Raw genomic sequence first — 26234 nt, forward strand, 5'->3', positions numbered from 1 at the left:
TAAGTCTGTCTAAATGAGTAGGTGGTCGTGATGAAACAATTTTTTCTTGTTTTCCTTTGTGTTGGTTTATGGCAAGGGGCTTCTGCCCAAGGATTCGATCATAAACATAGTGTTTGGGACTCAATTGTTAAAAAGTATGTAAAAAACGGACTTGTTTCTTATAAAGGAATTCAGTCTGATGATGTTTCTTTTCGTCAGTATTTAGAAAATCTTTCTAAAGTCACTGAGGCGCAATACCAAGGTTTCAATGAAAAAGAAAAACTTAGTTTTTTAATCAACGCTTACAATGCCTTCACTGTGAAACTGATTTTGGACCACTACCCAATAGAAAGTATTACAGAAATTGGATCTCCTTTTTCTAAAATCAATCTCGCACGAGGAATTCCTTGGAAAAAAGAATTCTTTTCGCTTCTTGGAAAGTCCAGACATTTGGATTGGATTGAACATGAAAAATTAAGAAAGGATTTTAATGAACCGAGAATCCATTTTGCAATTGTTTGTGCTTCCATTGGTTGTCCAAACTTAGTTTCAGAAGCTTACACCGCAGTTAATTTAGAAAAACAACTCCAATCAGCCAAACTTGGGTTCTTAAAAAATCCAAAGAAAAATTATTATGACAAAACAACGAACACTTTGTACTTAAGTAAAATTTTTAACTGGTTCCAAACGGATTTTACTAAAAAAACAACTCTCATTCAATATTTGCAAGAAGGGTTTGACGAAACCATCAAACCGGATGCTAAAATTGCTTATAATGAATACAATTGGGATTTAAACGAATTAAAATAAAAAATTGATACAAAGTAGGGAAGTTTGGTTTTTCCTACTTTGGTGATTTTGATATTGAACGGGCAAATATGTTTTCTGTGATTTGCGAATGATTAAACTAACTCAAATTCGTAAGTGATTTTTGCAGTTTTTTCGAGTGTTTTGGCAACAGAACAGTATTTTTCTAAACTGAGATCAATCGCACGTTTTACTTGTTCTTCTTTGAATTCACCCGCGATTTTAAATTTCAAATGGATGTTTTTAAATAAATTTGCTTCTTCTACTTTTTCTCTATCGGCATCTACTTCTACTGAGTAGTCTTTGACTTCGATTCTATGTTTAGCTAAAATCATCAGAACATCAATGCTACTGCATCCAGCAAGTCCCATAATCAAAAGTTCCATAGGCCTTGGCCCAGAATTTTTGCCACCTATTTCAGGCGATGCGTCAATCCGAATGGAATTACCGGATTCATTCGTTGCTTCTAAAACATAAGGGGATTCAATTCGACTCAGTTTGATGTTCATAAGTATAAAATAGGCGGGTGGTAGAACCCGCCAAGTTTAAAAATTACTTATTTGGTTGTGGAGTGTAACGTAAATAAGGTTTGATGGTTTTAAATCCCTTAGGGAATTTTTTCTTTGCATCTTCATCAGAAACTGATGGAACGATGATTGTGTCTTCTCCGTCTTTCCAGTTCGCAGGAGTTGCCACGCTGAACTGAGAAGTGAGTTGTAGAGAATCAATCACTCGTAAAAGTTCATCAAAATTTCTTCCAGTAGAAGCAGGGTAAGTAAGAGTTAGTTTCACTTTTTTGTCAGGTCCAACAACAAATACAGAACGAACTGTAGTAGTCTCGCTTGCATTGGGGTGGATCATATCATAAAGATTGGATACCTTACGATCTGCATCTGCAATGATAGGATAATTGACAGTAGTGGCTTGTGTTTCGTTGATATCAGAGATCCAACCTTTATGGCTGTCAACAGGGTCAACAGAAAGTGCGATCACTTTTACATTTCGTTTTTCGAACTCTGGTTTGATTTTTGCTACGTATCCGAGTTCTGTTGTACAAACTGGAGTGTAGTCTTTCGGGTGAGAAAATAAAATCCCCCATCCTTGTCCTAAATATTCATGAAAGTCAATTTTGCCTTCCGAAGTTTCTGCTTGGAAATTGGGTGCTTCGTCGCCTAAACGTAGTGCCATGGTGAGTCTCCTGTAAGATCAGTTATTCCAATTCTAAAAATATTGTCCAAAAAGGCAAGAATTTGTTATACTTTATTGGATGAAATTTCCATTTTATTGAAATATTTCGCAGATTCCCTACTTTTTCGTCCGAGTGAAGGCACCGTCCCAGTCCGGTTCTGGAGGAGTTTCGAGGTAATACTGGCATCTTTCCCAAAGGAGTTTGCAGGCTTCGTCGCCGTTTGTGGTGAGAAGGGTATAGAATTTTTTCCCGGCTTCCTCAAATTTACGGTTCAAATACGAGAAAAGGGCAGATTCATAGGCTTCCACAAATTGATGGTCTTCGCCAGTTTCATCTCCTTTTTTGGCACGAACTTCATAGAGAGTGACCGGTTTTGTTTTTCCCTTCACCCGCACAATGTCCAATTTCCTTGTGAAAAAATGTTCTTTGATTTCATCTTGGACAAACTCCGAAACCAAAATACAAACTCCATAATCTTTTCCTGCCGCTTCCAGTCTCGCCGCCAAGTTGACGGTATCACCCATCATGGTATAAGAGGCCAAAGCATCGGTTCCCATAAATCCCACTTTCGCATAACCCATGTTTAGTCCAACGCGGAACTTCATAGTATGGGCTTCTGGGATGTATTTATTTTCTTCCTTCCATCCTTTTTTCAAAACTTCAAGTTTGTCTCGCATTTCTACACTGGCAGAAACTGCTTTTAAACAATGATTTTCTACATCCAGTGGTGCATTAAAAACACCAACAATGGCATCACCAATGTATTTATCCAAAACCCCATCATGATGTTTGAGGATGATGGTCATGGCAGATAAGTATTCGTTGAGAAGATTTGCCAGTTCTTTTGAATTTAGTTTTTCAGAAATAGCACTAAAACCAGCGATATCAGAAAAGAAAGCAGTGATTATTTTTTCACTTCCTTGTTTTAGTTTTTCTAAATCTTTGAGAGCTTCTCCCACTACCACAGGATCCACCATACTACCAAGAACACCGCGCATTTTTTCACGATCTTTTAAACCCGACACCATCTGGTTGAGTGCTACGGTAAGGTTTCCAAATTCATCATTCCCACCATCATCAAAATGAACATGAAGATTCCCTTGGCCTACATCTTCAGCACTACGAATGATCTTACGAATTTTTTGAACCACCACACCAGAGATAAAAATAGCAAATACAATTGCCACAAGACAGATCGTAATGGCTGTGAATACAATTTGATTTCGATTGTCTTTGATGGCTCGAATTCCGTCCGTTCTGTCCACAAGGGTACGGATGAGACCCGAAAAGTTATCTCGCAGGACAAGGTTTGGAACATTTTCAGCTTTTACAAGATGGGTTCGATCTAATTTCCACATGAGCTCTTCCGATTCACTTCGGGAATGACCAAAACTTCCATCAGGGAAAAGTTTTTTTAATTCTTTTGTGGGTGTTTCTTGTTCGGCAGAACTAATCCACTTACGAATTGCCCGCCAACGATTTCTTTGGATTTCTCTGGCATCCGGATCTTGGTAATAACGTTCGTATTCGGTAGGATCCGTTTTGAATTTCATCAAAATCCAATCTTCCAAAGTTACATCTCGTAAACTCCGTAAAGCCTCAATTTTTTCCCAATCTTCTGCCGGAATTGGATAATTGTTTGTTACTTCATCAAAGATTTGATCTCTCGCACCAATGAGTTCGTTATAAGATTTATAAAAACTTGTGAATAGTTTATCTTTTGCAGGTGGGATTGGAGGTTTTGCGTTTTTTAAAAACTCAATGCGTTCTCTTAACTTTGGTATCAGTTCTGTTAGTTCATTGGTGATACGATAATCTTCCTTAATGACTTCTCTATAATCCCCTAAGCTAGATTTAACGCTACTTAGGTTAAATGCTCTTTTTGTCGAATTCTGATGACGGAATAGAGGAGAGTGGAGGGCTTGGATTTCCCTGTCTTGCCATTCGTAAACATATTGTTTTTCGTTTTCATCTAAAGAAGAAATATCATTCGAAAGACGTTGGAAAGACTCCACGAGGCTTTCTTCCATTTGGTCAAATTGATCGATTTTTGCCAATGGAGAAGTGTTGTCTATGATTTGTGTATCAAAGGAAGCAACAGAAGTTTCTCCTTGGATCATTGCGGAAAGAGGAAAAGTTTGGATTCGGAAAAGTTGAGTATCAAGACCCAGCTCTTCTAGTTTTCTTTTTTTAGAATCAGCATAAAATTTCGCAATGAATAGATCCAATTGCGATTTATGATTTCGAATTTCCTTTTTTAGGTTTTTAACATTTGTTTCCCAATTGTTTTTTTCTTCTGGGTCTTCCGGAGGAGTTTGTTTTTGGGTCTCTAAATATTTTTCTTCATTGCGCACATAAGAAGAGGCAAGGTGGACTAGTGTGTTCCATTCTCTTTCGCTAATGTTTCTGTTGGATGCCTCCCTTAGTTGTTGGCGAATTTCTTTTTCTAAAACATCTACATCATCTTTTGTGAGATAAACGGAAAAAAACGAATCTACTTTTTTTACTACTTTGGATGTTCCTAGAGATCCGAATAAATTGGTTTGGAATCCAAAAACAGAAACAGTTTTTTTCTGTGTGACTACTTTGGCAGTTCGGTATTTTTTAAGTTCAACACGTTGCCTTTCGATCCTTGATTTAAATTCTTCAATTCGGATTAAGTTTTGCGATATATTCTCAATCTCCATTACCAAACTTGCGATAAAGTTTTTGGATACAGCGGCTTGTTTTTCATAACTTTCGGAAAGGATTGCCGTTTGTTGGCGAACGGTGATGATGGAAAGTAATAGGATGGTTAAGGCGATTAGCGTTCCTGTGAACCAAGCAAGTTTGGCTCTAATTCCTTCGGAAAGAATTTTCCAGACAACAGTGAGTCCAGATCGGATCATTTTGATGAATTCCATGGGGATGGATGAAACATGGAACTATGAGTTTTCAAAGCAAGGTTTTTTGTATTTCATTTTGTACTTTGTTAGGCGAAAATGAATCAGAATTAACACGTAAATGGTTCTTCCAATTTTGCTTGCTATTTTCCTCTGAATCGGTATGGTTTTTATAGCAAATGTCCATCAATCGTTTTGATTTACTCGCCATCGGGGGCGGTCCTGCCGCACAAAAAGCTGCTATCCAAGCAAGCAAAATGGGAAAAAAAGCAGCCATCATTGAAAAAGACCCTTACTTGGGTGGTGGTTGTGTCCATTACGGAACCATCCCTTCCAAATCCTTACAAGAAACAAGTCGGTTCTACCGGAACCTAAAGTTGTCCAAACTACATGGACTCCAATCTCCGCAAACGGCAACACTCACTTTGCAAGAGCTTATGTTTCGTGCAGACACAGTGATTGAAAAAGAAGAAGATGTCACTCGGGAACAAATGATTGAAAACCGTGTCACTACACTCACGGGTTGGGGACAAATCATTGATCCTCATCACGTAGAAGTAACCGATTCTGCAGGAAGAAAAAAAGTCTACGAAACAGAGAACATCCTAATTGCTACAGGGAGTAGCCCACGTAGACCCACAAATGAAAACATCCCTTTTGAAGATGGGTTGGTTTACGATAGCGATGGGCTCTTTGCTATGAAAAAGATGCCTACTTCTCTGGCTGTTGTGGGAGCAGGGATCATTGGTTCCGAATACGCTACCATCTTTTCTCATATTGGAGTTCAAGTTCATCTCTTTGATTCACAAAATAGGATTCTTGGGTTTTTGGATGAAGATATATCCAATGAAATGACTCGTATCATGCAACAATCAGGGATTTCTATCCATGTTGATTCTTCTATCACAAACTATAAAAAACTCCCCAATGAGGAAGGATACGAACTCACAACTAACAAAGGTGAAGTGGTTCGTGTCAACCAAGTCTTGATCTCTCGTGGTCGATTAGGGAATGTCGACAATTTGGGACTGGAATCTGTTGGTATCATCCCCAATGACAGAAAACAAATTTTAGTGAACGAAAATTACCAAACCAATATTTCCAATATTTATGCCTGTGGTGATGTGATTGGATTTCCTAGTTTGGCTTCCGTGTCTATGTACCAAGGAGCTTATGTCGCAAAACATATGTTTGGTCATCCTTCAGTTCCTGTAGATGCAGAAGAGTTCCCAATTGGAATTTATACATTACCAGAAATCGCAACCATTGGACCTACCGAAGAAGCACTCAAAGCCCGAGGGGTTTCTTATGGAGTGGGAATGGCAAAGTTCGATACCATCACTCGTGCCCAAATCAGCGGAGACCAAGTAGGACTTTTAAAAATCCTTTTCGATAAACAAACAAGAAGAGTGTTGGGAGTGCATATCATTTCCGACAAAGCGACTGAGCTCATTGCCCTTGGACAATGTGTGGTGAATCTCAAGGCACCCATTGAGTACTTCACCGAACACATTTTTAACTATCCAACCATGATTGGAGCTTATAAAAATGCTGCGAATGATGCCCTTTTAAGAGAAAAATAATCTGGTTCCTTGAGAATCTGACCAAGTCCGGTTGTTTACTTTTATAGAGAAGAACGGGATTTTACTTGTCAGAGACTCGGTTTTACCAACACATACAAGATTGTGTCAGACAAAGCTGTCTCTATGAGTCAAATTTATGAAAGAAGCCATAAACGTATTTATGACTTCCTCTACAAGTACACTCAAAATGCGGACACGGCAATGGATTTGATGCAAGACAGCTTTCTCAGTTTCCATAAGCACTACGGCGATGCCGGTCTCTCGGAAGAGAAGTCCGTCATGGTTTTATATACAATTGCCCGCAATTTGTCGATTAATTATGCTAAAAAGTTTTCTACAACAAGAGAGATTGTTTCTGATGAAATCGAATTTCATAGCCACAATCCCAAATTAGAAACGAAAGCAGAATATCAGGACTTAGAAGACAGACTTTATTCTTTTTTAGTTGAGCTGTCGGAAGAGGAACGTTCTGCTTTGTTGCTTAAAAATGTGGAAGGATTTCAGCTGGTGCAAATCGCTGAGGTTTTAGGAGTTTCGGTTTCTACTGCTTCTCGTTTGGTCATTAAGGCCACGGAGAAGGTGTTAGCCATCGCTAAGAGAGAAAACTTGGTACCGGATTAGTATAAATGAACGAATTTGATAAGCAACATACAATCGCTAAATGGGAAGAGCTATTACGTAAACCTTCAAAGGTTACGGAATCCAGAGAATTCCCATCTTGGGAAACCGTTTCCAAGCGAAGCATTCAATTCGAATACAATCCAAAGTCTGATTCAGATTCTAAGGTAGTCTCTTTTTTCCGCAAACCTTTGGGACTTGCCGTTGTAGGTGGATCCGTTCTTTCTCTTGCTGCTACTCTATTTTTTGTTTTTTTACTGAATCCTTCTCAATCGAACCAAGCAGACCTGGCAGTGGCTCCCGCTGCTGCTAAAACATCACAAGAGATCAGTTCTCCTTTAAAAGTCATCGTTTCCTCGGTCAAAGGAAAGGTTTCTGTCCTCCCAGAAGGGAGTTCAAAACCGGTTCCTCTTGTTAAAGATTACCAATTGGCCTCCGGGGATGTAGTCATTACAGATGGATCCTCACAAATTGATTTAGATTTTGAAACGGGATCTTGGATGCGAATCACTCCAAATTCAGAAGTGGTTATGGACTTAATTGAAAAAACTAGTGAGGCCCAATCACAAAAGTTTTCTGTCAAAAAAGGTAAGTTATTTGCTTCTGTTTCCAAACTATCTAAAGACAGCCAGTTTGTCGTCCAAGCCGGCGAGCACCTTACGCAAGTTAGAGGAACTGTTTTTAGTGTCCAATTTGATGGGCAGACCGAGGTGGTTGCCGTTCGAGAGGGTTCTGTTGCCGTAGGAGATCTTATTTTAAATGCAAAACAACAAACGGCTGTAAAACTGGGGGAACCAGTTGCTGTCGTTGCCTCAGCTGTGAATGCGAAAGAAGAGAAGGAACTCAAGGCCTTTCAAACGCAAACGATACTTGCTCGTGAGTCAAAACTGTACGAAGAACATGCAAGATTAGAACTTGTACGATTGGAAGATGGAACAGAATACCGAGGTGTGATCCTTGGACAGTCAGAAACACATCTTCACTTCCAAGGATTGGAAGGTTTGATTGAAATTCCGATCCAGAAGATTTTAGAAACAGAAAAAATCCGTTAATTTTTATAAGTTTTTGACAATTTTGTCTTTTTCTGAGAAGGTTTACCCTAATACCCTAGGGAATACCTTAAAGGAAGCCATGTCTCAAAATCATAAAAAAACCTTTCGTTTTCACTATCTCATCGATAAGGAATTCCAGTTAAAGTTTTTAGCTCATTATTCTCTTTTGTTTATATCTGGGGTTCTCGTGACTTTAGGTTTTCTTTACTGGTTGAATCAATCTAAATACGACGGTGGTGCTGTATTTCGCCTTCGTCAAGATGCACAAACTGTGTTTTGGAAAGTAGAAAATGAAGATGCGGGTCCAGGCGAAGCGAAAGAGAAATTTGTCCCTAGAGAGATTTATCTTCCTAACTACGACCACCAATTGAATATGTATACCATTCAATTTGATGCGGTGGTAACACTATCTGTATTGTATTTGCTTTTGATTACTGTATTCTCCGTTTTTAAATCCCATAAAATGGCAGGGCCCGTTTTTAGTATCAAACGTTCCTTACAGCGAATGGCTTCGGGTGAACCCATTGAAACCATTCGCATTCGTAAGGGAGATGAGTTTCAGGAACTTGTCGAAGTGCTGAACGAAGTGATCCAAAAACGCGTTGCCGATAGCGGCAAGAAGTAAGTACACATAATTTAACTATGTCGCATTGCCCCCGAAAAGCCCCCGCCCTGAATTGGGTGGTGGAGGCGGGCTAGTGGGCTTTCTTTCGCAAAAAAACACCTAGCAGAATTCTCCCAATCTTTCAACCCTGTCTCTAGATCCTCCATTTTTTCTTCTCATTTGTTCGTGTTTTGCATTTGGATTCTTCTCAGACAATCCACTTTACGAGTTCTAATCTTTCTTTTGGAAAACCAACCAAGGTTCCGAGTGCATGGGCCAAAAAAGGAAATAGAAAATGTTCGGGTTCGAATAGATGGATGGATGCTTTTAAACCTTCCATTGTGGTTACATCAGCTCCTTTTGGGGGCAGAATGATTTTCCCACTAACCTTGATCATTGATTTACCCTTGCTATTTGTTCTTCTTCCTTTTCTTTCAACATTGATAAGCAAACCTATAACTGCCAAATCGGTTCCTCTGCCATCACTTGTAATTAAGTATTCGGACAGCAGGACGTAAAAAATTGATAAGGAGAACTGCATCCATTTTCTATTGATGAATTCATATGAAAGAAATACGTTCCCTTTTAAGTAAGTATCGGATGGTTTAGTTCTTTAGAAGATTTTCATCCATCCATACCGTTTTGCCACCGATCGTAGCGAAAATCCTTTCGCATCGCGAAAGATTGGAGCGTAGAGCGGGATCGCTTTTCACCAAAAATTTTTGCTCATAGATTCAATTTGCGAGGCACATCCGAATCCATCCGGCGGTTGTTTCTTAGTAGATTATTTCGATTTCAGATACTATGTATTATGAAGCAATAGCTACTTCCCATAATTGATCTTATGTCACATGACTGGAGATTGAATTTTGTATAGAAAGGCACATCGGTAACACTTTAGATCACTCACATGGGTTACAGGTTTATTCGAAATGGGATAGCAAACCTCCACGTAAGTATGATCTTTCGAAACGCTTCTGACCAATCGATAGAATTGGGAACTTCCGTAACTTAAAATTGATTAGAATGCCAAATGATCCTATTTAGTCCCACAGGTTTTTTTCTTAATGTCTTCACAAAGATAAGAACCTATCAACCGTTCGGCGTCACATTGAAATTTCGCTGAGGCTTTTGTTTCTGTGCTTCCAGTGACTGCAGAAGACCTTTCGGAACAATAAGAATACGATTGGTACACTACAAGAGAACAAGCCAGATAATCTAAATCAGCTCGTTCGCAAGCTTCGTAAGAAGAGCTGGTTTTGGAACATTGAGATAAAAAAAGAATAGGAAAAATTATAGAAACTACAAGGGGACGCACTGTCCGTTAGACAGATGCGAGATGGTTTTAGTTTTGGTTTTTTTTCTCTAGCCTTGCGTGTTAGAGTTTAGTATTGTATTTTTGCATGATTTGGTTTCTTTCAATATACCGAATCTTTCCAAACCCAGAGGCTTTTTTTTCCATCGCTGTAAGACCAGGATCATTTTTCAAAACCAAAAGATAACTTCGATCATGAATAATGAGCGATTCTAGTTTGATAATTCCAAACTCACCAAAAAGAGTTCTCAATTCATCCAATGTCACTCCCTCTTCTGTTGCAAATAAGTATTCACCTTCTTTGAACATAGAGCCCTTTTCTCGTATAGGTTTCATTTGATGATTTTGTTTTGGTTCACCAAACAAGGTGCAGCCTGTGGTTAAGGCTGCAATCAGGATTCCGCAAATAACAATCTTATTGTAAAACAGCGGTAACTCCAGTGACTTGTTTGAGGTGTTTTATGGAAGCATTAGCATTGATGGTTTTTCCGTACCTTGTGATTGTACTAATATCTGTTGCCGCCACTCCACCTTCAATAAGCTTTGTGATCACGTCTTGGTAAGTAAAAGTTGTACCATTATAAGATCTGATCAGTGCTGCTACTCCAGAGACATTTGGCGCTGCCATAGATGTTCCGTTAAGATTTGAATAAGCAGTGTCTGAAGGTGCCCAAGCAGAAAGATAAACGTCAGTAACAAATCCACCAGGGTAATTACCAGAACCATCCGTTGACATTCGGTATCCTACAGTGCAGTTTGTACCGCCGCCAATACAGTTCGTTAGAATTAATGTATCATCAGGGTGGCTCTCAAAAATATATTGCCCATCGTTACATAAATCAGTTTTCATTGCACCATAATTGCTATCATATAACTGCAATGTAGTTGTGGGAACACCAGTATTTGAAGAATATCGAACCTGCATATAGTCGTAGCAAATGCTACTTGTCCAACGATTTCCATAATTCACAACATAATGCGAAAGAGTAACTCTTGTAGACCCACTCGGGATTGTAAAATTCCTATATACTATACTATTTGTGTTAGCGTTAAGATTCGAAACAGTTACAGGCGAACTATTAAATATATAATTCGGTAAAGTACAGTTTGGGTTTGTCAGCATTTTGTAATTATTGGTTAAGCAACTTGTATTAAGCCATGTGCTTCCCGTGGTTGTTGAAATCTGCCAGCCAGCATAACTAGTTGAATTTTCATTATACGAAACTTCATTACCATACCCGCTGTAAATGTTTGTTCCTGGAGCACCAAAATCTACGGTACGACTAGCTGCCGTGTTATGGGCATTATAATTAGAAAAAGTGGCTCTATTAAAGTTTTGATCTACCGCTGCAATACAAAGTATATTATCCTTATCGTATTCGCAAGGGTATGAATCGTTATTCAGTGTATTTAGATTTAAATTGGAATTTCCTGCGGCAGCAACAATCAATACATCATTGATACGAGCGTATTCAATAGCATCTAACATGGTTTGTGAAAAGGCAGGGCCACCTAAACTCATATTGATGACTTTAGCTCCATTATTAACAGCAAATCGAATGCCTTGTGCAATAGCATCGTTAGTTCCACCTTGGAGACCTAACACTCGAACCGCCATTATTTTAGCACTTTGGCAGACTCCTGAAATTCCTTTGTTGTTATTTCCAACTGCTCCAATAGTTGCAGAAACGTGGGTGCCATGACCATCTTCATCTTTTGGATCATTATCGGAACTTGCATAGTCCCACCCATGATTAGGGCAACCACCACCTATTGCATTGTTATCATGGTCAACACAGCTTGCCCCATTCCACATATTCCCTACAAGGTCTTCGTGGGTGTAAGTCACACCTGTATCAAGAACAGCAATGATGGTATTGGAGCAAGAGGTAGTTACATCCCAAGCACCTAACACATCCATATCTTTTTTACCAGAAGTCCCTTGATTAGGAGAGTAACTTGGAGAAGAAATCACTTGGCCAGAATTGTTTAAGGCCCATAAATTCCCAAATCCTGGATCGTTTGGTGCGCTGGCATATTTATAATAAAGATATTTTGGCTCAGCATATTCTACATTTGGATCATTTTTCGCACGAGCCACAGCCGTTTCAACGGACTCGCCATCCATAATTTTACCTGTGACAAAATGTCCCCTTTCATTTTTAATTCCTGGTCGGAATCCCAAACGAGAGGTTTGTGTGGATAGTTCCGAATTTGGAATCTGCTTTTTGAATTTAATTACGATTTCATTAGGAACAAATAAAGGTTTTTTTTGATTGGTCAAATTTGAAGAATCCACGGACGCTTCTAAACTTTTCCGGTATGTTTCTAATATAGGTTCAGAAACAAGAATATTTGTGATCGCAAAAACTGCGACCATGAGAGATGCAAATTTTGGAATCAAATGTTTGTTATTTTTCATCATCATATACCTTATTAAGATTGTGGAACCACTACGGACACTTGCGTTGAAGGTAGTCCACCAGTTGTGTTGTATTTACCATATGAATACACTTTGAAATACCATGTTCCGTAGGATGGAACCGAAATCGTTTTAGTCGTTAGAGTATTTCCTCCTGCATTTGGCACAGCGACACAAAAAATAGAAGTTCCATTCGCTACGGCAGTGAAGTTAGAGGTTTTGCTATAACATACGCTATAGCCACCATCAGTATCATTGACTGCTTTTTCATTCGTTGCAGACCAGGTGACTAAAACATCTACCCCGGTTCTTCCTGTTCCCACAACGGCCAAATCGGAAGAAGAAGCACTTCCATTACTTCCATTTGCAGTTTGTACTCTTACAATTGCGTTTTTTTCACCATGTAAAGTTGGTACAAATTGAATGGTAAAAGTTCCTGAGGCTCCTGGTGCTAGACTTGTTCCTGCGGAAAATGCACTGACTGAAAATTGACCAGGATCTGTTCCTAATTTAGAGATGGAAATCCCTGTCATTGTAGCAGTTCCCCCATTAGTTATAGTAACCGTTTTTGCTCCGGCAACTTCAGGAGGCCAGACTACGCCAAAATTGGGAATAGAACCGCCAGTTGTAAAACTGCTTGAGTTATGAGATATTGCAATTGTAGGCACAGGTTTCACTGTTGCAGTCGCAGTGACCTTATATAAGAAACTTGCCGAACCATCGTAGAGAATCGCAATATTTGACTCATCAGCTCCAGCAACCAACGGAGAGAATCCAATGGTAAATGTTTTACTCTGACCGATTGCAAGTGACCCAGTAAAACTAGTTTGGTTTAGAACGAATCTTGCATTCGACGATGTAACAGCTGGCGAATCGAGATTCACTACAAAACTTCCAGTATTTCGGACTGTGAAGGTAACAGGAGTTCCCACAGATTGTTCTTCAACCGAACCCATAGCAAAACTTCCATTAGATGAAACTTGAGTGGCAGATACAGAGACATCTAGACGAAAGGCTCCTGCTCCACCTGTTCCTGTTAAATTCATTTGGAAGGAACCAACCGCAGCGTCACTCGATTGAATTTTGATTGTGGCAGTTTTTAATCCGGTAGTTGTCGGTTTGAAATTTAATGTAAATGTAACCGACGCTCCCGCCGCTAATGTCGAGGTGCTTGGTTGGGTCACTGTAAATTGTGAAGCATCCGTTCCGGAAAGGGCTACAATATTAGGAGATCCTGGTAATGTAATAGAAGCAGTTCCAGTATTTTTAATGGTTACCGTTCCTGCTTTACCATCTGGTGTGTTAATGGGTTCAGGACCTAAATCAAGCGTGGCACCGCTTTCTCGGCTAATGCCATTGTAAACGATTTCTAATTTGGGCGCTGGGACGTCACCACCCCCACCGCCTCCGCCACCGAGGAGTGCAATCAGTCCGAGTCCAGCACCACCTCCTCCTCCGCCAGGGCAACCAATGGTAAATATAGATGTAAGTGTGAATAATATTAGTAGATTCAGTTTTTGATTCATGGGTAAACGACGCATAATTTTCTACCTACGCTAATTCTGGATCAATTTCTTACAATCGTACTTCCAAACTTTTATTCGGAAGAAACCGCTAGAAATGTTTTCAGAGGCTTTTTAGAACGTTAATTACGGTTTTACGGAAATTTTTTTTGAAATAGGGAACCAAGATCAGAAAAACTTACCTAACAAGAGTTTTTCTGGACTCATCAGTCCTCTTCTGGAGGACTCACAACACCATTTTTAGGGATTCCCTTACGATAACGGATGTCATTTTTGCACTCCAAATGCTTGTAAGTCGAGAGGGATGGGATCATTTTGTCCGTGATTTCGCTATGGTCTAGGTCGTATTCCCAGTATTTAGTGAGGTTCCCTTGCCAATCGTAAGGAACTATTTTCTGAAACATAAATTCACGGTTGGATACCGATTGCACTGTATTGATTTCTAATTTTAGATTCCCTCTAAAAAAATGGGGTAAGGGAAAAAAATACAAACATCCAACAAGTAATACATCTTCTTGGTATCTTGTTTGATTCGTAAGAGGCAAAAAGAATGGTTCTTTGGATTCTGCAAGCGGCAACGGGAATATTCTTAATGATTGTTTGGTGCTTTCTGATTGACTTTCAAAGGTGAGCGTGACTGGAATTTCTTCCACAAGACCAATGGTTTTATCCTTACCTCGAACCAATCGCAAAACTAAATAACTTTCTTTATCAGATAAAGAAGTGGGCGATAACAACGGTTCTTCTTTAGGATTTTGCTTCAGATAGATACAATGAACGCAAAAAAGAAGGATCAAAACGAAAATGGTTTTCGATTCTTTCAGCAAAGTTCTGGATTGCGTTTTGATTCGAATCATGTTAAAATCAACTATGGTATATTACTTAATTCTCACAACCATTCCTTCGGCCATCATCTCAGCCTTTTTTATCCATTGGTATACATTACAGGGAGAATCAAATCCTCTCAAACGACTCGAAAATTCCCGCGGGATTTATTTGGGTTTTTCCTTTCAAATTTTACTTTTTGCGTGGTTGTTATTCCAATTGGGACATGCCAGATTTTCGTATCCGCTCTATGCCATCGGATTTTCTTTTTTAGGAGATTGGTTCAATCTCCAATTCCCTATTGCTAAAAAACAAATGGAAGACCCAGTTCTCGGGGGAATCTTTAGTTTTGCCATTGCCCAAGTTTTCTTTTTGTTATCGTTTTGGCGTTTGACCACATGGAATGAAATCTATTCAGGAATTTTGCCTTACGCGATTACTGGAGCATTACTCGTCCTACCATCTCTTATCTTCTATTTTAGAGTTTATAACCCAAATCGGTCAAAATGGGTGATGGTTTCGGCCTTTATTTATGGGCTTGTTCTTTGTTTTTTTGTTTCTCTTTGTATCAACGCCTATTTTGCGTTTGGTGGAGTATGGATTTATTTGGCCATTGGGGCAGGATTTTTTCTCCTTTCTGATGCCGTGATGGGAGAAACAACTATCAACGGAACGAGACACCCAAAATGGGAATTCCAAGTTCCTTGGGTCACTTATTTAATTGCACAGAGTTTTTTACTTGTTGGTTTCTTTTTAGTTTCTCACACAAGGCACTTAGGTTAATTTTAAAAAACTTCATTCAGATACATTCGATAAATCATTGTTTGGTGCGATCAACCGAGCCTGTTCCCAAGCAATGATCATTCGTTTCCGATCTGGATCCCACCTGTATCCACCAAATAAACCTGAGGTTTGAATGACACGATGGCATGGGATCAAGTAAGCAATTGGATTTTTACCTATGGCTGTCCCTACGGCTCTTTGTGCAGATGTTTGCCCGATGGATGTGGCAATGTCTCCATAGGTACTTACTGCGCCTAATGGGATTTTTAATAAGGATCTCCATACTTTGAGTTGGAATTCAGTTCCGTATACATATAAAGGAATTGGAGTTTCGGGAATGACCAACCTTTGGAAATAATCTTTTAGTTTTTGGTGTTCACCATTTCCTCCTTCCTTCCAAACAGCACTTGGGAATTCAGCTTTGGATTCTGAAATTCCCTTATCACTTGAATCAATAAACTGGAGGGATTGGATTCCTCTTTCAGAGGAAACAAGAAGGATATCACCAAAAAGAGAAGGAAATACCTCGTATTGTAATACAAGTCCTTCCCCTCCTCGTTTGTATTCACCAGGAGTCATGGCCTCTAATTTGACAAATAAATCATGTAATCTACCTGTTCCTGAAAGCCCGAGGGAATAGGTTGTGTCTAAAACAGATGACTCTCTTAACAATCGTTTGGCGTGCGTAACAGTGACAAACTGTAAAAATTCTTTTGGGGAAACACCTGCCCAAGTTCGGAATACCTTTTGGAAATGAAATGGACTCAAAGAAACGCGTTCTGCTAAAAAATCCAAACTAGGTTGGTCTTCAAAATGTTCCAAAACGTATTCGATGGAATTTTTTATGATTTCGTAATGTTTATGATTTTCATCCACAAAGTAGATCCTATTCGATTCTTTTGTCTCTGAAAACCCGATTCTTGCGATTTCTGAAAATAAACTACAATTTGTTTGATTTTTTTTTAAGAGATCAGACCCTATTCTTTAAGAAGAAAAGAGTCAAAACCTTTGGATCCATTCCCCGTACTCACCGCCTTACAATCCATTGTTGATTCCATTCAAAAAAATCCTGTTACCATTTTGGATGCCCCACCAGGAACCGGAAAAACAACAGCCCTCCCCACAGAACTTCTGAGAGTTGGACTGGCTTCTGGGAAAAAAATCTGTATTTTAGAACCAAGGCGGATTGCGGCAAAGAATGCAGCGAAACGAATCAGCCAATCTTTAAATGAAGAAGTAGGAAATACAGTTGGTTACCGCGTTCGGTTTGATTCAAAAATCGGCAAAGATACTAAAATTGAATTTGTGACCGACGGAATTTTAACAAGGATTTTATTAGCAGATCCAGAACTCAAAGAGTATGGACTGATTGTCTTTGATGAATTCCATGAAAGGAGACTGGATTCTGATCTTTGTTTTGCGCTGAGCCGACGCACCCAAGAAGTTTTTCGAAACGATTTAAAACTTCTCGTCATGTCAGCAACCTTAGAAGGACAAAATTTTGAATCCATCGGGATCCTATCAAAACCCGTCCAAGTCAGTGCGAGCACTCATCCCTTAGAAATTTTTCATATGGGAGATTCTTCCAAAAAACAAAAAGAAAGACTTCTAGATCTTATTCCCAAAGCCGTAGAACAAACAGAAGGTGATATTTTAGTATTTTTATCCGGGAAAAAAGAAATCCAAGATTTAAAATATGGATTAGAATCCATTCATGGGATCCAATCTACTGCCGTCGTACTCGGTTTGTATGGCGATATGGATCTTACCCAACAAGAACAAATCTTTTTACCACATCCACAAAACAAAAAAAAGATCATTCTCTCCACAAATATCGCAGAATCATCGGTCACCATTCCTGGAGTCAGAGTTGTTTTTGATTCAGGATATCACAAACATGCCGTCTTTGATTCAGAATCAGGAGTATCTCATTTAATTAAAGATCGAATCAGTCTCAGTAGCGCCAAACAACGTGCAGGGCGAGCAGCAAGAGAAGGCAAAGGATCGGTCTACAGACTTTGGTCAAAAGAGGAAGAAAGTTCTTTTTTGGATAGAACCAAACCCGAAATTTTGGAAGGTGATATTGATCGTTTGGTTTTAGAAGTGAAATCCTGGGGAGAAGAAATCGATCAGTTACCTTTTTTGGACTCACCAAATAAAGGTTCGGTGGTAAAAAGTACCAACCGATTACAACTTTTAGGATGTTTGGATCAAAATTCCAACCTCACAAACATAGGTAGGGAATGTTTGCGTTACCCTCTTCCCATTCGGCTTGGGAAAATTTTGACAATTTTACCAAAAGACAAAGAAAGCATAATTGCCGACATAGTTTCGTTAGTTGGAAGAGAAAGTTCAGGAACAGAAAGTAAACTTTTCCCAGAAGAAACCCAATCAAAAAATTTTCCATACGACTTAAAATCCATGTATGACCAAATTTTGCGAATTTACAGGGAAAAAACGGATTTTTCGACAACTCTTCCGGGATTTGATCGGTTGTTTTATCTCAGTTCTGGGTTCCCAGACCGGATTGCCAAAGCTAAAATTCCAAATGGAAAAGACTTTAAACTTTCCAATGGGAAACAAGGAATCCTAAATACCACATCCCTTCAAATTCCAGAATGTATTTTAGTTTTAGATACATTTTCTTTTGGTTCTGATCTTTTGATTACCAATTTTCTACCTATCGAAGAAAAACAGATTGAGAAGTTTTTCCAAAATCAAATCCAAACAAAAGTAGTTTCCGAAACACGAACCAACCAAAGAGGTGAATCCTTTCTCGTTGTCAAAGAAGAAAGGTCGCTATGTGAATTAGTATTAGATTCTAAAGAAACAAGATCTCCGAATCCGACTGTACTCGGTTTGGCGCTTGCGGAATACATAACAAAAATTTCCTTAGAAGAAGAATGGAAAAAGGATCCTGAGTTAATTAATTTTTACCACCGAGTTCGATTTTTAGAGAGAAATGGAGTGTTAGATACGAATACCGATCCAAATCATTTAAAACAAATTTCTAAAGATTGGCTTTTTCCTCTTATCAACTTTGATTCTGGAAAAATTTCGCTAGAAAAACTCCCTTATTTAGAAGCATTCAAAGCCTATGTGGGATATGAAAAAATGAATTTAATCGATTCCTTTGCACCGAGATCCATCCAAGTTCCTTCCGGTTCTAAAATTTCCTTAAATTATGATGGGAATGAACCTGAGTTACATGTCAAATTACAAGAGTTATTTGGTCTAAAGGCACTTCCTAAACTCGCTAACGGCAAGGTGAGTATCCTCATCCACCTACTTTCACCAGCACGTAGGCCTGTACAGATCACAAAAGATTTGGAAAGTTTTTGGAATCTTGGATATCATGAGGTAAAAAAAGAATTAAAAGGAAGATATCCCAGACACCCTTGGCCCGATAAACCTTGGGAAGCCACTGCTACCAAACATTTGAATCACAACAAACGTTCGTAAGTGGACACCCAGCCTTTTTTGTTCACAAAGAATTTGGTTTTACATTGGGGACAAAGATAATCCCCGGCCAATTTCCATCTGAGAAGGGTTTGGCATTCGGGACAGTGAACTGTTTTTTCTTCTGATTTGGGCGTGAGTTCGTTTGCGGGTGTGTCACTGAGGATTTGTGATTCTAAATAATGAATGCAATCGGATTCCGTAGAATAAAAACTGAAACCCAGTGTTTCCTCTTGGGTCTCCGAGCCCTTCCAGCCAAATCCTGCTACCTTTGAGCCTGTTTCTTTGCAACGTTCGGTAATCTTTCTTAGGAACTCCCAACCAACTTCTGTGACTTCTTCCACTTCTGAAAAATCAAGGCAAAAAAGAGAGGGGGAAAGAGTTTCCTCCTTCAATTTTAGATAGAGTTCTGAGCCGATTTCCGCAGAAAATGTTCCCGCTAGGCGGAAAAGAAGTGATTTCAAACAGGTTTTTCCTCTTTTCTATTCTTCGGAAAAGATTCTGTATTTACAAGGAATTTTGTTCCTAATACCTTTATTTATCTGATATGAAATCGATACCAAGACGATACTGGGTTTTGCCAGTTGACATACTCTTTATGTTTTTGTCCTATTTTCTCGCACATCTAGTGCGTTTCGAGAATATACGATTTTTAGATAGTTATCCTGACTTTTGGGTCTGTGCCACTATCGTCGTAGTTTCGCGAAGTGTGGTATTTTTATTCTCAGGGATCTACAGATCACTTTGGTCTTATGCATCCTTACATGACCTACTTTCCATCATCAAAGCCACGGTCCTTTCCTCTCTCGTTTCCACTCTGGCACTTCTTTTTTATAACCGATTCTACCAACTCTCTCGAATGGTTCCGATTCTTGACACTCTCATCCTTCTCGGTTTTTTATGTTTGCGAAGTTTGAGTTGGAGGATGTTACGAGAACAAATTTTTAGTTCGGATAAATCCAAAGGGGGAATCCCCATCCTACTTGTCGGAGCTGGGAAACTCGGGAGTTCCTTCTTAACAGAGATTAGACGAAATGTGGATTTAGATTATTTACCTATTGGATTTTTGGATGATAACCTTTCCAAAAAAGGTGGATACATCCAAGGAATTCCCATCCTCGGGTCCACAGATGAGATTGGCAAAATTCTAACTCGTTTCGGCGTGAAAAAAGTGATTATGACGGTTCCCCAACCGGATGGACGAGTGGTCAGCAAACTCATGAAAGAGTGCGAAGGTGCAGGAGTGGATTTTAAAATCCTTCCAACATTCGGTGAATATTTATCTGGCAAACCAAACATCACACAACTTCGGGAAGTACAGGTGGAAGACCTTTTGGGTAGACCCACTGTGGATTTAGAAATTGAATCCATTCGTTCTTATTTAGAAAAAAAAGTAATTCTTGTAACGGGAGCTGGTGGTTCTATCGGTTCCGAAATTTGTAGACAAGTGGCACTTTTTAAACCAAGTGTTCTTGTGATTTTAGATGCCGCCGAAACTCCGTTATACGAAATTGATTACGAACTTAGAAAAAGTTTTTCCGATTTAAATATAGATATCCGACCCGTCATTGCGGATGTTAAAAACTTGTCCCGTATTTCTGCAATTTTTGAAGAACACCGCCCTTCGGTTGTTTTCCATTCTGCTGCTTACAAACACGTTCCGATGATGGAAATCAATCCTTCCGAAGCTGTACTCAACAATGTGATGGGTACAAAGAATGTAGCGGATGTTTGTCGACTCATTGGAGTGGAGCGTTTTGTTTTGATCTCTACTGACAAAGCTGTTAATCCGGTGAATGTGATGGGTGCTTCCAAAAGAGCCGCAGAAATTTATTTGCAACATATCTCTCAAAATTCGAGAACCAAATTCATTACTGTAAGGTTTGGAAACGTACTCGGATCCAATGGTAGTGTGATTCCGCGTTTCCGTGAACAAATCAAACGAGGTGGCCCAGTTACCGTCACCCATCCTGAAGTCATTCGTTACTTTATGACCATTCCAGAAGCCACACAACTAGTGTTACAAGCAGGGAGTATGGGCGAACATGGAGAAATTTTCCTTTTGGATATGGGAGAACCTGTAAGAATATTATCTTTAGCAGAAGAGATGATTCGTCTTTCTGGATACACTCCGCACAAAGACATAGCCATTGAATTTTCTGGCCTTCGTCCAGGTGAAAAGTTATATGAAGAACTTCTTCTTAACCAAGAAGGGATCAAAAAAACACACCACCCAAAAATTCGAATTGCCGCACCTTTGGAAAATTATAACCTCCTCCTCTTTCAAAATAAACTGAATCGATTGTTTTCTCTTGCAAAGGCGAATAAAAATAGAGAACTGTTCACTGCCTTCAAAGATATCATCCCAGAATATAAAATCCACGACGAATATATCGAGTGGGAAACAGCACATGGTAAAAGGAATTTATGAGTCAAAATCTCACGCAGGAAGAAATCACAACATTACGTGAGTTCAAAAGAGATATGTTCAATCTCTATTGGGAGCGGTTTGGAGTGTTTTATATCCATGTAATGCCACATCCAAAACTAGAAATTGGGAAACGTGGTTTACTCAACGCTGAAAAAGAATCTGGCATTGTACTTGTGTTTGGTGACAAAGCAGTAAAAGTTTTAGATAGTAAACCAGATTATTTATTTGCGGAACTTCAATTTGGTTCGGCTTGGGAACCAACTATGATCCCTTGGGATGCTGTATTTCGTATATACGATAAGTTTCAAAACTCAGCAACACAACTTAGGTTTTTACAAGTGGAGACTGTTCCTAGTGTAGAAGAAAATATTTCCAAACCAAAGGTGACAAAACCGGAAGTCAGCGGAGATGGGAATGTGATTCGCGTTGATTTTGGAGGGAAACGAAACGAATGAATTTTTTTACCATCACTCGGGGTGATCTCGACGGTTTTTTTGGTCTCATGGTGGACAACCTCATCCAACTTTTGGTTCTCTCCGCTCTCTGTATTGGCGTTTGTGGATTCCCACTCATCTTTGTAACTTCTGTAGTTCTTCCTGGTGCTGCCGTTTCTCTTCTGGTAGGAAATGTTTTTTATGCATGGCAAGCTTGGAAACTAGGACAAAGAACCCACAGAACAGATGTCACTGCAATTCCTTATGGGATTAATACTGTTTCTCTTTTTGCTTTTGTTTTTTTTGTTATGTTTCCCACCTATCAGGCTACAGGTGACTATATAGCTGCTTGGAAAGCAGGACTTCTTGTGTCTTTTGTTTCCGGTTGTATCGAAGTGATCGGTTCTTTTGTTGCTGCAAAAATTCGCAAATACACACCCAGAGCCGCTTTACTTTCTGCTTTGGCGGGAATTGCCATTACCTTCATTTCGATGGATTTTTTACTCCGTACTTTTGAAAGACCTATCATCGCCTTTATTCCGCTAGGTGTTATTCTCTTACAATACTTTGGAAAGGTTCGTTTCCCTTTTGGAATTCCCGGTGGACTTCTTTCGGTAATCCTCGGAATTTTGTTGTCTTATCTTTCTTCGTTTTGGGGAGATCCTATTTACAAACCAGGAGCCATTGATAATGGATTACAAACTCTTGGGATTTATTTTCCTCAAATTTCCATCAGTCCTCTGATCGATACACTAAACTACGCAAATATCAAAGCCTACTTTTCAATCATCCTTCCGATGGGTGTTTTTAATGTTATAGGTTCTTTGCAAAACATTGAATCAGCGGAAGCATCGGGTGATAGTTTTGATACCAAAACTTCGCTCCTTGTGAATGGACTCGGAACACTCGCAGGAACCGCTTTTGGTTCTCCTTTCCCTACTACAATTTATATTGGGCATCCAGGATGGAAAGCTCTCGGTGCAAAACATAGTTATTCGGTGCTTTCTGGAATTTTTATGACTTTAGTCAGTTTGTTTGGGTTAATGGGTCTCATCCAAGCATTGATTCCAGTAGAAGCAGGAATGGCCATTGTTCTTTGGATCGGAATTGTAATCACAAGCCAAGCCTTCCAAGCAATACCGAAACACCACTCTCCCGCTGTTGTGGTTGGACTTTTGCCAGCCTTTGCCGGTTGGGCGGTACTCATCATTCAAAATGTATTTATCTTTTTAGATGGGAAATTGCAAACCACCTTGCAGGAATTAGGCGTAAAGCAAACCATCCATTTTTCTTTATCAGACCTTCCCCCTCATTTACCATTTTTGCCGTATGCACTCTCTGGAGTTCTTGCATTGTCGCAAGGATTTCTCATCACTTCGATGGTATGGTCAGCAATGGTTGTATTTATTTTAGAAAGAGAATGGATGAAAGCTACCATTTGGGCAGTGATTGCTGCTGTTCTTTCTATGGTGGGTTGGATTCACGCTTATGAATTACAAGGGAACGCCATTCTCAACAGATTCACTGAACTTGCTAGTTTCGATTTCCCTATTGCTTATATTTCACTAGCGGTTCTCTTTCTATTGATACAGCTTCTCAATAATTCAAAAGAAAATCCTGACAAATTCGGGCATTAATTTGCTTGTAATCTAAGACTCAAACAAGTACAGTTTCAGTCTAACAAACAGGTTCCATGTGAACCTTAAGGAGAACAATTTCCTATGACTTGGATCAAACGAATCGGTTTTTTCCTGTTAACCAATATTTTGATTATGACTACCATCTCTATCGTAACCACATTGCTTGGTTCGATGGGATTTAGCATCCGTGCCTATGGTTTGGATCTAACTAGACTCATTGTATTCTGTTTAATGTGGGGTATGGCGGGGTCTTTCATTTCGCTTTTACTTTCTAAAATGATGGCGAAGTGGACGATGGGTGTAAAAGTCATCGATCCGAAAAAAGCTTCTGCACCAGAAATGGATGTATATCGCCGAGTACAATCTTTGGCGCAACGAGCACATCTTCCTATGCCAGAAGTTGGTATTTACGAATCTCCTGAAGTGAATGCGTTTGCTACGGGCCCAAGTAAATCCAATTCCCTTGTTGCTGTATCTACCGGACTACTGAATCGTATGAACGCACAAGAGTTGGAAGGAGTCCTTGCACATGAGTTGTCACACGTTGCCAATGGAGACATGGTAACACTCACTCTGATTCAAGGTGTTGTGAACTCATTCGCTATGTTCATCTCTCGTATCATTGCCTATGTTGCTTCCAACGCAGTAAAAGAAGAAATGGCGCATATCGTAAGAATTGTTGTTACAATTGCTCTAGACATTGCGTTCTCAATTCTTGGTTCTATAGCAGTGGCTTACTTCTCACGCAAACGTGAGTTCCGAGCTGATGCTGGTGGTGCCAAACTTGCGGGTAAAGAGTCTATGATTTCCGCTTTGGAATCTCTCCGTCAAATGGTGGAGATGCCAGAAGATCCGAGAGGAGAAGCTTTGGCTTCTTTTAAGATCTCTTCGAATAAAGGTGGATTCATGTCCTTATTTGCAACTCACCCGGCTTTAGAGGAAAGAATTTTAGCACTCAAACAAATGAGATAAAATCTTCTCACAAAAGACTAACAAAGTAGAAAGGTCGACTGATAGTCGGCCTTTTTTTATTGCAATGACTTAGTCTTCCTTGGTTTTATCCTATTATGTCCATTGTTAAATCTAAGATTCGTACCATTCCCGATTACCCGAAACCGGGGATTCTATTTCGCGATATTACTTCCCTTCTCATCGATCCAGAAGGATTCCAACTCACCATTGGAATGTTTGTAGAACGATACCAAAATGCTAAATTGAATAAAATTGCTGCCATTGATGCCAGAGGGTTTATCCCTGGAGCTGCTCTCGCCTTCCAACTCGGTATTGGATTTGTTCCGATCCGTAAAAAAGGCAAACTACCAGGGACCACTATTTCTGAATCTTATGCTTTGGAATACGGGGTGGACCATGTGGAAATCCATACAGATGCAATTAGTCCTGGCGAACGAGTTTTGATTATGGACGATTTGATCGCCACTGGTGGAACTTTAGAAGCTTCGATCAAACTTGTACAAAACTTAAAAGGTGTGGTTCATGAATGTTCTACAATCATCAACTTACCAGATTTAGGTGGAGCGAAACGAATCAAAGATACTTATGGAATCGACGTATTTTCTATTTGTGAATTTGAAGGACACTAAACTAAAAATCGTTTTTTAGTTTCAAAAGAGAGTTCTGTTAGGTTACGGATTTCCAATCAGAACTCTTTGTTTTATCCACTCGGATACTTACTTCGTTTCCGAGAAAATTCCACCGAACCACAAACAATTTTTTTAAAATATGAATTCCACGTCCGCTTGTGACTAACTTTCTATCCGATTCGATAGGACTTGGGATGAGCCTCGGATTAAAACCTTTTCCACTATCAATCACATACACATCAATGTACTTACGCGATTCGAAGACATGAACGGTAATGATATCTTCTTCTCTTTTACCACCATGTTCTAAGGCATTATCCAGAGTTTCATCCACAAGAATCTGAAACCAAAAACTATCCATAACCGTTCGCCAATTTCTTTTCTCATACAATCCCCAAAGATTTTCTTTGATCAGACGCGAATTGGATCTTGTTGCTGGAATTTGATCTTCAAAAATTTTTGCCGATCTTTCAAATAAAAACGAAAACGGATGAGTTAGGTAATCTTCTGTAAAAGAGTAATGGAATAAAAATACCACAAAACAAGAGAGAAACAGTAGATTCACAAATAGAAAAAAATGCAAAAAATACTTTGTTGTTAATGGAATGGTGCCTGGGAAAAAACAAAGGAAAATAAAAAATCCACAAGTGAGAAAAGTGGCCAAATAAATAAATTCCATAAATCTTTGGATGGCAGGAAAATTATACCTGAGTTTGGCTATGACTAAATATGAAAAAGTTATAACGGCTAACACAAAGTAAGTGTTATAATAATACTTCAGTAATATAAGACTTGCTTGCGGGTACACCTCATTGAGTAATCCCAAATCCACAAATAACAACATAATTCCCATACCCAAAACAAAGGAACAAATGACAACGAGTCGTGGGAAATTACGAAAGAAAGTCGGGAACTGCAATCCAAAAAACAACAAAACAAAGGATAAAAAAACTAAATATGTGGAGATGGAGTGAGCTTGGTTTAAGATTTGATTTTCTAAGAACAAACTATCAGAAAGTATTGTCAAATCTCCGATACAGAAAAAAGCCGCTAGGATAGAAAAACTGGTTTTCATTCTTGTCCGAGG

The 26234-nt window shown here is 39.2% G+C and carries 23 protein-coding genes; 12 read left to right on the plus strand and 11 right to left on the minus strand.

The window, feature by feature from the left end; genetic code table 11:
- The first annotated feature begins 30 nt into the window (after nucleotides 1–30).
- On the plus strand, nucleotides 31–789 hold the full coding sequence (locus EHQ70_RS09395; RefSeq protein ID WP_135585761.1) for a DUF547 domain-containing protein: 759 nt from the start codon (nucleotides 31–33) through the stop codon (nucleotides 787–789).
- 92 nt (nucleotides 790–881) lie between these two features.
- On the opposite strand, the gene EHQ70_RS09400 is transcribed toward EHQ70_RS09395, so the two are convergent.
- From EHQ70_RS09400 to EHQ70_RS09410, 3 genes are all read right to left on the minus strand, one after another.
- Nucleotides 882–1295 (minus strand): OsmC family protein, encoded by a 414-nt coding sequence (locus EHQ70_RS09400; protein ID WP_135585763.1) that lies wholly within the window; start codon nucleotides 1293–1295, stop codon nucleotides 882–884.
- A 43-nt stretch (nucleotides 1296–1338) separates the two neighbouring features.
- Nucleotides 1339–1974 carry a peroxiredoxin gene (locus tag EHQ70_RS09405; protein WP_135585765.1) on the minus strand — a complete coding sequence of 212 codons (636 nt, stop codon included), beginning with the start codon at nucleotides 1972–1974 and terminating at the stop codon, nucleotides 1339–1341.
- A gap of 117 nt (nucleotides 1975–2091) precedes the next feature.
- A complete protein-coding gene (locus EHQ70_RS09410) occupies nucleotides 2092–4863 on the minus strand; it encodes an adenylate/guanylate cyclase domain-containing protein (protein WP_135585767.1) in 2772 nt (923 codons plus the stop codon).
- A gap of 173 nt (nucleotides 4864–5036) precedes the next feature.
- On the opposite strand from EHQ70_RS09410, the gene sthA reads away from it, so the two are divergent.
- The 4 genes from sthA (at nucleotide 5037) to EHQ70_RS09430 (ending at nucleotide 8735) form a co-directional block, all read left to right on the plus strand.
- The gene (gene sthA, locus EHQ70_RS09415) at nucleotides 5037–6440 is read left to right on the plus strand and encodes a Si-specific NAD(P)(+) transhydrogenase (protein WP_135585768.1); all 1404 of its coding nucleotides are present in this window, start codon (nucleotides 5037–5039) and stop codon (nucleotides 6438–6440) included.
- Nucleotides 6441–6563: 123 nt separating this feature from the next.
- Nucleotides 6564–7061 (plus strand): RNA polymerase sigma factor, encoded by a 498-nt coding sequence (locus EHQ70_RS09420; protein WP_135585770.1) that lies wholly within the window; start codon nucleotides 6564–6566, stop codon nucleotides 7059–7061.
- 5 nt (nucleotides 7062–7066) lie between these two features.
- Entirely contained in the window at nucleotides 7067–8110 is a 1044-nt protein-coding gene (locus tag EHQ70_RS09425) for a FecR domain-containing protein (protein ID WP_135585772.1), read from the plus strand.
- Between the two features lie 79 nt (nucleotides 8111–8189).
- Nucleotides 8190–8735 (plus strand): hypothetical protein, encoded by a 546-nt coding sequence (locus EHQ70_RS09430; protein WP_135585775.1) that lies wholly within the window; start codon nucleotides 8190–8192, stop codon nucleotides 8733–8735.
- Between the two features lie 187 nt (nucleotides 8736–8922).
- Here the strand turns inward: EHQ70_RS09430 and EHQ70_RS09435 are convergent, their stop codons facing one another.
- From EHQ70_RS09435 to EHQ70_RS09460, 5 genes are all read right to left on the minus strand, one after another.
- A complete protein-coding gene (locus tag EHQ70_RS09435; protein WP_135585777.1) occupies nucleotides 8923–9111 on the minus strand; it encodes a hypothetical protein in 189 nt (62 codons plus the stop codon).
- 981 nt (nucleotides 9112–10092) lie between these two features.
- Nucleotides 10093–10365, minus strand: coding sequence for a hypothetical protein (locus EHQ70_RS09445; RefSeq protein ID WP_244288279.1), 273 nt, complete (start codon nucleotides 10363–10365; stop codon nucleotides 10093–10095).
- Nucleotides 10366–10444: 79 nt separating this feature from the next.
- Nucleotides 10445–12457 (minus strand): S8 family serine peptidase, encoded by a 2013-nt coding sequence (locus EHQ70_RS09450; protein WP_244288280.1) that lies wholly within the window; start codon nucleotides 12455–12457, stop codon nucleotides 10445–10447.
- A gap of 8 nt (nucleotides 12458–12465) precedes the next feature.
- Nucleotides 12466–13992 carry a choice-of-anchor D domain-containing protein gene (locus tag EHQ70_RS09455; protein ID WP_244288281.1) on the minus strand — a complete coding sequence of 509 codons (1527 nt, stop codon included), beginning with the start codon at nucleotides 13990–13992 and terminating at the stop codon, nucleotides 12466–12468.
- 188 nt (nucleotides 13993–14180) lie between these two features.
- Nucleotides 14181–14711, minus strand: coding sequence for a hypothetical protein (locus EHQ70_RS09460; protein WP_244288282.1), 531 nt, complete (start codon nucleotides 14709–14711; stop codon nucleotides 14181–14183).
- Nucleotides 14712–14829: 118 nt separating this feature from the next.
- On the opposite strand from EHQ70_RS09460, the gene EHQ70_RS09465 reads away from it, so the two are divergent.
- Nucleotides 14830–15582 carry a lysoplasmalogenase family protein gene (locus tag EHQ70_RS09465; protein WP_135585785.1) on the plus strand — a complete coding sequence of 251 codons (753 nt, stop codon included), beginning with the start codon at nucleotides 14830–14832 and terminating at the stop codon, nucleotides 15580–15582.
- A 12-nt stretch (nucleotides 15583–15594) separates the two neighbouring features.
- Here the strand turns inward: EHQ70_RS09465 and EHQ70_RS09470 are convergent, their stop codons facing one another.
- Nucleotides 15595–16458, minus strand: a complete 864-nt coding sequence (locus EHQ70_RS09470; RefSeq protein ID WP_208729529.1) for a methylated-DNA--[protein]-cysteine S-methyltransferase — start codon at nucleotides 16456–16458, stop codon at nucleotides 15595–15597.
- Between the two features lie 132 nt (nucleotides 16459–16590).
- Here EHQ70_RS09470 and hrpB point away from each other — a divergent pair, with 132 nt between their 5' ends.
- Complete coding sequence (gene hrpB / locus EHQ70_RS09475; RefSeq protein ID WP_208729530.1) at nucleotides 16591–19044, plus strand: ATP-dependent helicase HrpB; 2454 nt, start codon at nucleotides 16591–16593, stop codon at nucleotides 19042–19044.
- Here the strand turns inward: hrpB and EHQ70_RS09480 are convergent.
- Nucleotides 19026–19505, minus strand: a complete 480-nt coding sequence (locus EHQ70_RS09480; RefSeq protein ID WP_135585791.1) for a hypothetical protein — start codon at nucleotides 19503–19505, stop codon at nucleotides 19026–19028. The genes hrpB and EHQ70_RS09480 overlap by 19 nt on opposite strands.
- 83 nt (nucleotides 19506–19588) lie before the next feature.
- On the opposite strand from EHQ70_RS09480, the gene EHQ70_RS09485 reads away from it, so the two are divergent.
- From EHQ70_RS09485 to EHQ70_RS09505, 5 genes are all read left to right on the plus strand, one after another.
- A complete protein-coding gene (locus EHQ70_RS09485) occupies nucleotides 19589–21472 on the plus strand; it encodes a polysaccharide biosynthesis protein (protein WP_208729531.1) in 1884 nt (627 codons plus the stop codon).
- On the plus strand, nucleotides 21469–21927 hold the full coding sequence (locus tag EHQ70_RS09490; RefSeq protein WP_135585793.1) for a ClpXP protease specificity-enhancing factor SspB: 459 nt from the start codon (nucleotides 21469–21471) through the stop codon (nucleotides 21925–21927). Before EHQ70_RS09485 ends, EHQ70_RS09490 begins: the two co-directional genes overlap by 4 nt.
- Nucleotides 21924–23543 carry an NCS2 family permease gene (locus EHQ70_RS09495; RefSeq protein WP_135585795.1) on the plus strand — a complete coding sequence of 540 codons (1620 nt, stop codon included), beginning with the start codon at nucleotides 21924–21926 and terminating at the stop codon, nucleotides 23541–23543. The genes EHQ70_RS09490 and EHQ70_RS09495 overlap by 4 nt, the downstream gene beginning before the upstream one ends.
- Nucleotides 23544–23627: 84 nt before the next feature.
- Entirely contained in the window at nucleotides 23628–24518 is an 891-nt protein-coding gene (htpX, locus tag EHQ70_RS09500; protein ID WP_135585797.1) for a protease HtpX, read from the plus strand.
- 95 nt (nucleotides 24519–24613) lie between these two features.
- A complete protein-coding gene (locus EHQ70_RS09505) occupies nucleotides 24614–25147 on the plus strand; it encodes an adenine phosphoribosyltransferase (protein WP_135585799.1) in 534 nt (177 codons plus the stop codon).
- A gap of 37 nt (nucleotides 25148–25184) precedes the next feature.
- Here the strand turns inward: EHQ70_RS09505 and EHQ70_RS09510 are convergent, their stop codons facing one another.
- Nucleotides 25185–26222, minus strand: coding sequence for an ATP-binding protein (locus tag EHQ70_RS09510; RefSeq protein WP_135585801.1), 1038 nt, complete (start codon nucleotides 26220–26222; stop codon nucleotides 25185–25187).
- Nucleotides 26223–26234 lie beyond the last annotated feature (12 nt).

It is taken from the genome of Leptospira congkakensis, assembly GCF_004770265.1.
GTDB classification, from domain to species: domain Bacteria; phylum Spirochaetota; class Leptospiria; order Leptospirales; family Leptospiraceae; genus Leptospira_A; species Leptospira_A congkakensis.